The organism is Candidatus Contendobacter odensis Run_B_J11, assembly GCF_000531125.1.
Classification (GTDB): domain Bacteria; phylum Pseudomonadota; class Gammaproteobacteria; order Competibacterales; family Competibacteraceae; genus Contendibacter; species Contendibacter odensensis.
Map to the genome: position 1 here is coordinate 1 of NZ_CBTK010000187.1, position 5,261 is coordinate 5,261.

A 5,261-nucleotide genomic window follows, 5' to 3' on the forward strand; every position below is an offset into this window, starting at 1 on the left:
CGGCCTCGTTGAAGCAAGAAATCACTCATGGATTATTTGTCCATGGTTGATGCAACGGTTGATAGCCTTCCAGTCCTGCCGGCGGCGCTGCAATCAGCTCCGCAACCTCGGTCGCCGCTGTCCAAGCACCGGCGGCAAACAACCGTCCGGCGTCAAGCACCCGGCCCGAATCAAATCCTGGTACAGCAGGCCGACATACACCAGCAACCGTACCGCCATCCACGGATCGACATCGGATTGGAACTCCAACAGCAGGTACACATACAGCCAGTGTCCCCGCCAGCGCACCCGCCACACCACATCATCTGCCCGGGGCCGCAAATCGTCACTGACGTAACTGCCCGGCACCTTCTCCAAGGTAGCGAAATCCAGTTCGGCCACCCAGTCCTCATGGACGAACCCGGTCAGCAAATCCTCCACCATCGCTGGATGGGAAAAGAGCAACTTATAGCTGGAATCGTGCGGGTGTGGCGTCATCAAGGCTGGGTCGCTGTAGTTTGTCCGTCCCCACCTTGTATCGCGATCCGTGCTGCGAAGACCTGCCCCGTATCCCAGTCCCGCAGGGTCTCCCGCAACCGCCCCGCCGCCTGTCGGCAGCCCGCATCACCCAGCAACCGTTCCGTCATTTTCCGCACCTGCTTGGCGGTCAGTGGCCCCACTCGCAACCGCGCGCCCACACCCGCACGCTCCAGGCACAGCATGTTCAAGTGCTGATCCATATTGCTGGCGATGCCGAGCACTGGCGCCCCCGCCGCTAGCGCCTGCTGGGTCGCCAGACTGCCGCCATTACAGATCACCAGCGCCGCGCGGGCCGCCGCCTCGGCGCCAGGCAAAAAATCCGCCACATACGCATTCACCGGCGGCTTGATGCCCAACGGTTGCCCGGCGGTCGCAGCAATCACCGTCACCGGCAAATCCGCCAAGCCCTGTAAAATGATCGGTAAGGCTCGCTCGTTCTCCCCGGAACTGCCCAACGCCACGTAAATAATTGGCCGACCCTCCGGCACTGCATCCCACCAGTCCGGCGGTTTAATCTCCGGCGACCATAGAACCGGTCCCAACCAACAGTGATGCGGCGGCAGCGGCGCAGTCGGGATGAACCCCGGAATGTCCGCGTACAGCACCTGGTCGGCGTGGGTGTAAATTTCTCGCAAATCGGTGCCCAGACTGGGAAACCCGTATTCCCGCCGCACCCGGTTCAGCGGCAGGGTGTGCAGCGCGAACACCAGCGGCCGCGCCAAATTGAACAGGGCTTGCGATACGCCGACCCCGAACACCTTGGTCATCGGATGCTCCGGCAACGGGAACGGCAGTTGCGAATACGGCCCCCAGTAGGCATTGGTGATCGTGAAATACGGCACCCCCGCCACCCGGGCGCTCACCCCCAGCGAAATGCGGAAATCGCCTACCACCAGATCAGGCTGGACTGCCTCGATCAGCGCCAGATCATCGCGCACATAAGCCCGCAGGGTCTCGGCTGTGTAGACCGGGCGACCTTTTGCCAGGTTATCCAGAAACTTTACAGTGGGGATCGTCTCGATAGGCCGCCAGGCAAACGGCAATTCACCGAACAATTTCAGATAACGACCATCGCAGGCCAGCACCGCCTCGTAACGCGCCGGATCCAGCGCCCGCGCTAATACTACGGGCCTGACCACATGGGCCAAAGTGACCGCTTCGCCGACAAACAGGATGCGGCGACGTGATGAGGTTGTCAGAGGGGACATGCCGTTTCTCCCGCCAGGTTGGCTCAACTTGTGGCTCATTGATCGGTTTGACTGACGATCAGTTTATCCAGCGGCAACCGCAACGACCGGGCCGTCGGCGCTGGCCCGAACCCCACCCGCCCCATATAGACCGCCCCATATAGACCGCCCCGTCCAGCGCCGCCGCCCCGATCAGGCTTTCCAATTGTCCGGTCAACTGCCGAGCGTTCTCCAGCGAGCGCGGCGTCCGGGTGAATTCAATCCCCCGCCGCATGTAGGACGCGAAGATCAGCGGCGTCATCTCCGGCTGAAACTGCAACCCCAGCTTCGTAGCCGTCAGCCAGAACCGTTGCATCGCTCGCCCGCCGGCCACGTAATCATCCACCGATGCCAATGAAAAGGATGCGTTTGTGGGTCATTGATTTCATTACCGCCTTCAAAACGGGCATGAAGAGTTATTTAGCAAACCACTTCACCAAATCAAAAGATTTTCCATTCTTCAGGCGAAACAATGAAAAATCCGTTTCATCGACCGTCACAATTCGACGTTCTCCGCACGCATTGGCCAACCAAACCAGCGCGGCATCGGCAAAGTCGATATCGTGGTCGGCGTACTTTTTCAGATGGAGAGCGATCTCGGCAAAAGCGCTGCGCGAAGGAACGTCACAAACCTCCATGCCACCCCGCTCAACCCATTGAAGCAATTCTATCTTCGCTCGAACGTCGAGAAAAAAGCAGGTTTCCACAATGACGGGAGCAACAGTAAGCAACATCGCACGGTTACCGCGCAAATAATCAACCGCATCGTTATGCAAAGTATCGCCCCGGATATACAGAGCGACCAGAAAACCGGTATCAACCAACAGCCGGGCCACGGAATTTCATCCGTAACAACCGCTTACTTTCACTTGCGATTTCTCCGCGATGGACGCGGTCCGCACCAAATCCATCCTGACCCAATTCGTAGGGCGTCGGGGTCATGTCGTGCGTAAGAAGACGGTTCAAAGCCTCCAGGATCGCTTCATCCTCGGTCAGATAATGCGCCGCACAATAAGCGGAAAGTTTTTGCTCCAACGTAACGGGCAATTGAATCGAAAGCATCATGGTATTCTCCTCATGATGAGTTCATCCACAGTGAGGCGGATTGACCGCGCCACCGGCGCGGGTCCAAAACCGACCCGCCCCATATAGACGCCCTGCCGACAGGCTTCCGGCCCCATCAGATCCTCCATTCGTTTCACCAACTGCCTCGCCCGTTCCAACGATCGCGGCGACGCGCTGAACACAACGTCATTATAAATATAGGACGCAAAAATCAGCGGCGTCATCTCCGGCTGAAACTGCAAGCCAAGGTCAGTCGCCGTCAGCCAGAAACGTTGCATCACCCGTCCACCGGCCACATAGTCATCACCGGTCTGCAATGGCATTTTTGCCACGATTACGAAATGCGCCGCGCAATTCAAAGCCGGCAGCACATCCAGTTGCAGGCGCGGCAGCAGCGTGCCGCCCAACCAGGTATTGAGAAAACGCACCCGTCCCCAACTCTGCAGCGCCCAGCGCATCAGCCGCAGCGCCACCGGGTCCAGACCCACCGCCTGATCGGGAATGCGGTCCCGGCTGAACTGGGCATTCCACTCAATGATGGCTTTATGCACTGGGTAGGCTTCCGGCATCGTCAGGCGGATTTCCGCATTATCGAACAGCAAGTGCGCCATTTTCCGCAAGGTCTCTTTCCCTTCCAGCCAGAACACCCGATAGTCTGCTCCAACCGCCGCCTCTAACGCATTGCGTTCCCGCGATCCCAACGGACGACGATCCATGGCCCGACGCTGGGTGCAACGAGCGCGGATAGCTTTCTCCAAGGGATGTTGCTCGGCAGGAATAGCAGAAAATTTTACATCGAACGTGGGCCGGGTCTCCGGCAACCCTTCCCGGCGCTGAACTTCGCAATGCAATCCCCGTCCCTGCGCTGCACTGTCGATAGTTTCCAGCAGTCCGCCTAACGCCAGTTGGCTGGCATGGCCTTGCAGGTCATAGACGATCTCATGACGGGTATCGAACCCATGCACCACCAGATGCCGTTCATTCAGAATTTCGAACCGCCACGGCTGGGTGTTATCCCCGCTCGGCGCCCAACGCGCCAAGTCCAGAATGTGCTCCAGATCAGTACGTGGAACGAATTCCGGTTCGCACGGCGGCTGGGCTGCTTCCCGCGCCAAACGCTGCTCGACCATCCGATACGCCAATTGCCGTTTCAGGGTTTGCAGCGGCCCCCGGTTGCCCCAGCGCAACTGGCCGCGCACATAACCCCCACGATAAGCATCGAAAAGGTGATACCAGGGCGCCGCGTACACCGGCTGACGATGCAGCAAAATCTTCAGCGCCTCGATCCCGACAATCCCGGCGCACAACTGGCACGCCATCGTCGTCGATGGCCCCCGCCGGTTAGCCAGATCCAGTCGGTTCGGATCGACCAGATAGGCGCGATGCCAAGCCTTCGGCGTCAGCCCAAGCAGGAAATTGACGTACTGCCGCTCAACCGGCAATCCGGCAAACTGGAAATAGTCCTCGAAACTCATCCGCCCCGGCAGGAAGATCAAATACGGCGCGCCCATCCCAATCGGTCCGGCAGTGATCGCTGGAATGCCTTTCTCATAGCAGCGGGCGAACACCAGGGAACGCACCTCCGGCACAAAAAAATCCAGCCCATCCACAAATAAATCAACATCGTTCAGAAACTCATCGACATTCGCGGCGCTGACCCCTTGGGGAAAAAGCTGAAGATCCAGTTCCGGGTTGATGTCCCGCGCCTGCCGGGCCAGCGCCTCCACCTTCGGTTGGCCCAGCGTACTGACCATCGCCCCGGCCTGCCGGTTGAAATTGGCCAGCTCAAAGGTATCGAGATCCGCAATGTGAAACGCCCCGATGCCCAATCGCGCCAAGGTCAGCAAATGCGCCCCACCGACCCCGCCCATGCCGGCAATCGCCACCCGCTTGCCACGCAACAAAGCCTGTTCGGTCTCGGTGACCCAGCCGATATTGCGAGAAAACGCCGTCTGATAATGAAACGTGGTCATAAATGAAGTCCGCGATAATGAGGATCGGAAGTGCAGGAGTTAAAGCCCGCGCAGGATGCGCTCACCGCCCCGCCGCTCCCAGTCGGGCCAGCCACGCCGCATCATCGGCGCAATCCAGCAGCGCCGCGCCCAAGTTCTCCAACACCGTCGGCTCGGTGATTCGCGCCAGTAACGGCGCACTGTGCGCCGCCACCGTTTCGCCAAAGCGGCGCCGCACCTGCCGCACGCACCAGCAAATTGTTGGCCTATTCTAACCCCAATAACCGTCGGGCCTGATCCGCCGGAATCCCCGAACGGATCAAGCGCTGAATCGCCTGTTCCATACCTTTTTCGATACCTTTTTCGATACCTTTTTCGATACCTTTTTCGATGCCTTTTTCGATGCCTTTTTCGATGCCTTTTTCGATGCCTTTTTCGATGCCTTCCGCAATACCCTCTTCACGGGCGGTGCGCAACATGCTCAGCGCATCCCGGTAAT

General features: G+C 59.1%; 7 protein-coding genes and 1 pseudogene. All 8 read right to left on the reverse strand.

The annotated features are described in order from the left end of the window. Positions 1 to 55: 55 nt before the first annotated feature. Positions 56 to 477 (reverse strand): annotated as a pseudogene (locus tag BN874_RS11630) (Rpn family recombination-promoting nuclease/putative transposase); the annotation flags it as partial. Beyond that, a complete protein-coding gene (locus BN874_RS11635; RefSeq protein ID WP_051497754.1) occupies positions 477 to 1,727 on the reverse strand; it encodes a glycosyltransferase in 1,251 nt (416 codons plus the stop codon). The pseudogene BN874_RS11630 and the gene BN874_RS11635, both read right to left, overlap by 1 nt. Positions 1,728 to 1,785: 58 nt before the next feature. Further along, positions 1,786 to 2,091 carry a hypothetical protein gene (locus tag BN874_RS11640; protein ID WP_154724892.1) on the reverse strand — a complete coding sequence of 102 codons (306 nt, stop codon included), beginning with the start codon at positions 2,089 to 2,091 and terminating at the stop codon, positions 1,786 to 1,788. Positions 2,092 to 2,161: 70 nt separating this feature from the next. Beyond that, positions 2,162 to 2,581, reverse strand: a complete 420-nt coding sequence (locus tag BN874_RS11645) for a type II toxin-antitoxin system VapC family toxin (RefSeq protein WP_034433475.1) — start codon at positions 2,579 to 2,581, stop codon at positions 2,162 to 2,164. Beyond that, positions 2,562 to 2,810: a hypothetical protein gene (locus BN874_RS11650; RefSeq protein ID WP_034433477.1), complete on the reverse strand. Its 249-nt coding sequence runs from the start codon at positions 2,808 to 2,810 to the stop codon at positions 2,562 to 2,564. Before BN874_RS11650 ends, BN874_RS11645 begins: the two co-directional genes overlap by 20 nt. Continuing rightward, complete coding sequence (locus tag BN874_RS11655) at positions 2,807 to 4,783, reverse strand: ThiF family adenylyltransferase (RefSeq protein ID WP_034433479.1); 1,977 nt, start codon at positions 4,781 to 4,783, stop codon at positions 2,807 to 2,809. Before BN874_RS11655 ends, BN874_RS11650 begins: the two co-directional genes overlap by 4 nt. 61 nt (positions 4,784 to 4,844) lie before the next feature. Next, the gene (locus BN874_RS24540; RefSeq protein WP_154724893.1) at positions 4,845 to 5,000 is read right to left on the reverse strand and encodes a hypothetical protein; all 156 of its coding nucleotides are present in this window, start codon (positions 4,998 to 5,000) and stop codon (positions 4,845 to 4,847) included. A gap of 28 nt (positions 5,001 to 5,028) precedes the next feature. Continuing rightward, a partial coding sequence (locus tag BN874_RS11660; RefSeq protein ID WP_034433481.1) for a FliH/SctL family protein occupies positions 5,029 to 5,261 on the reverse strand: 233 nt, incomplete at its 5' end.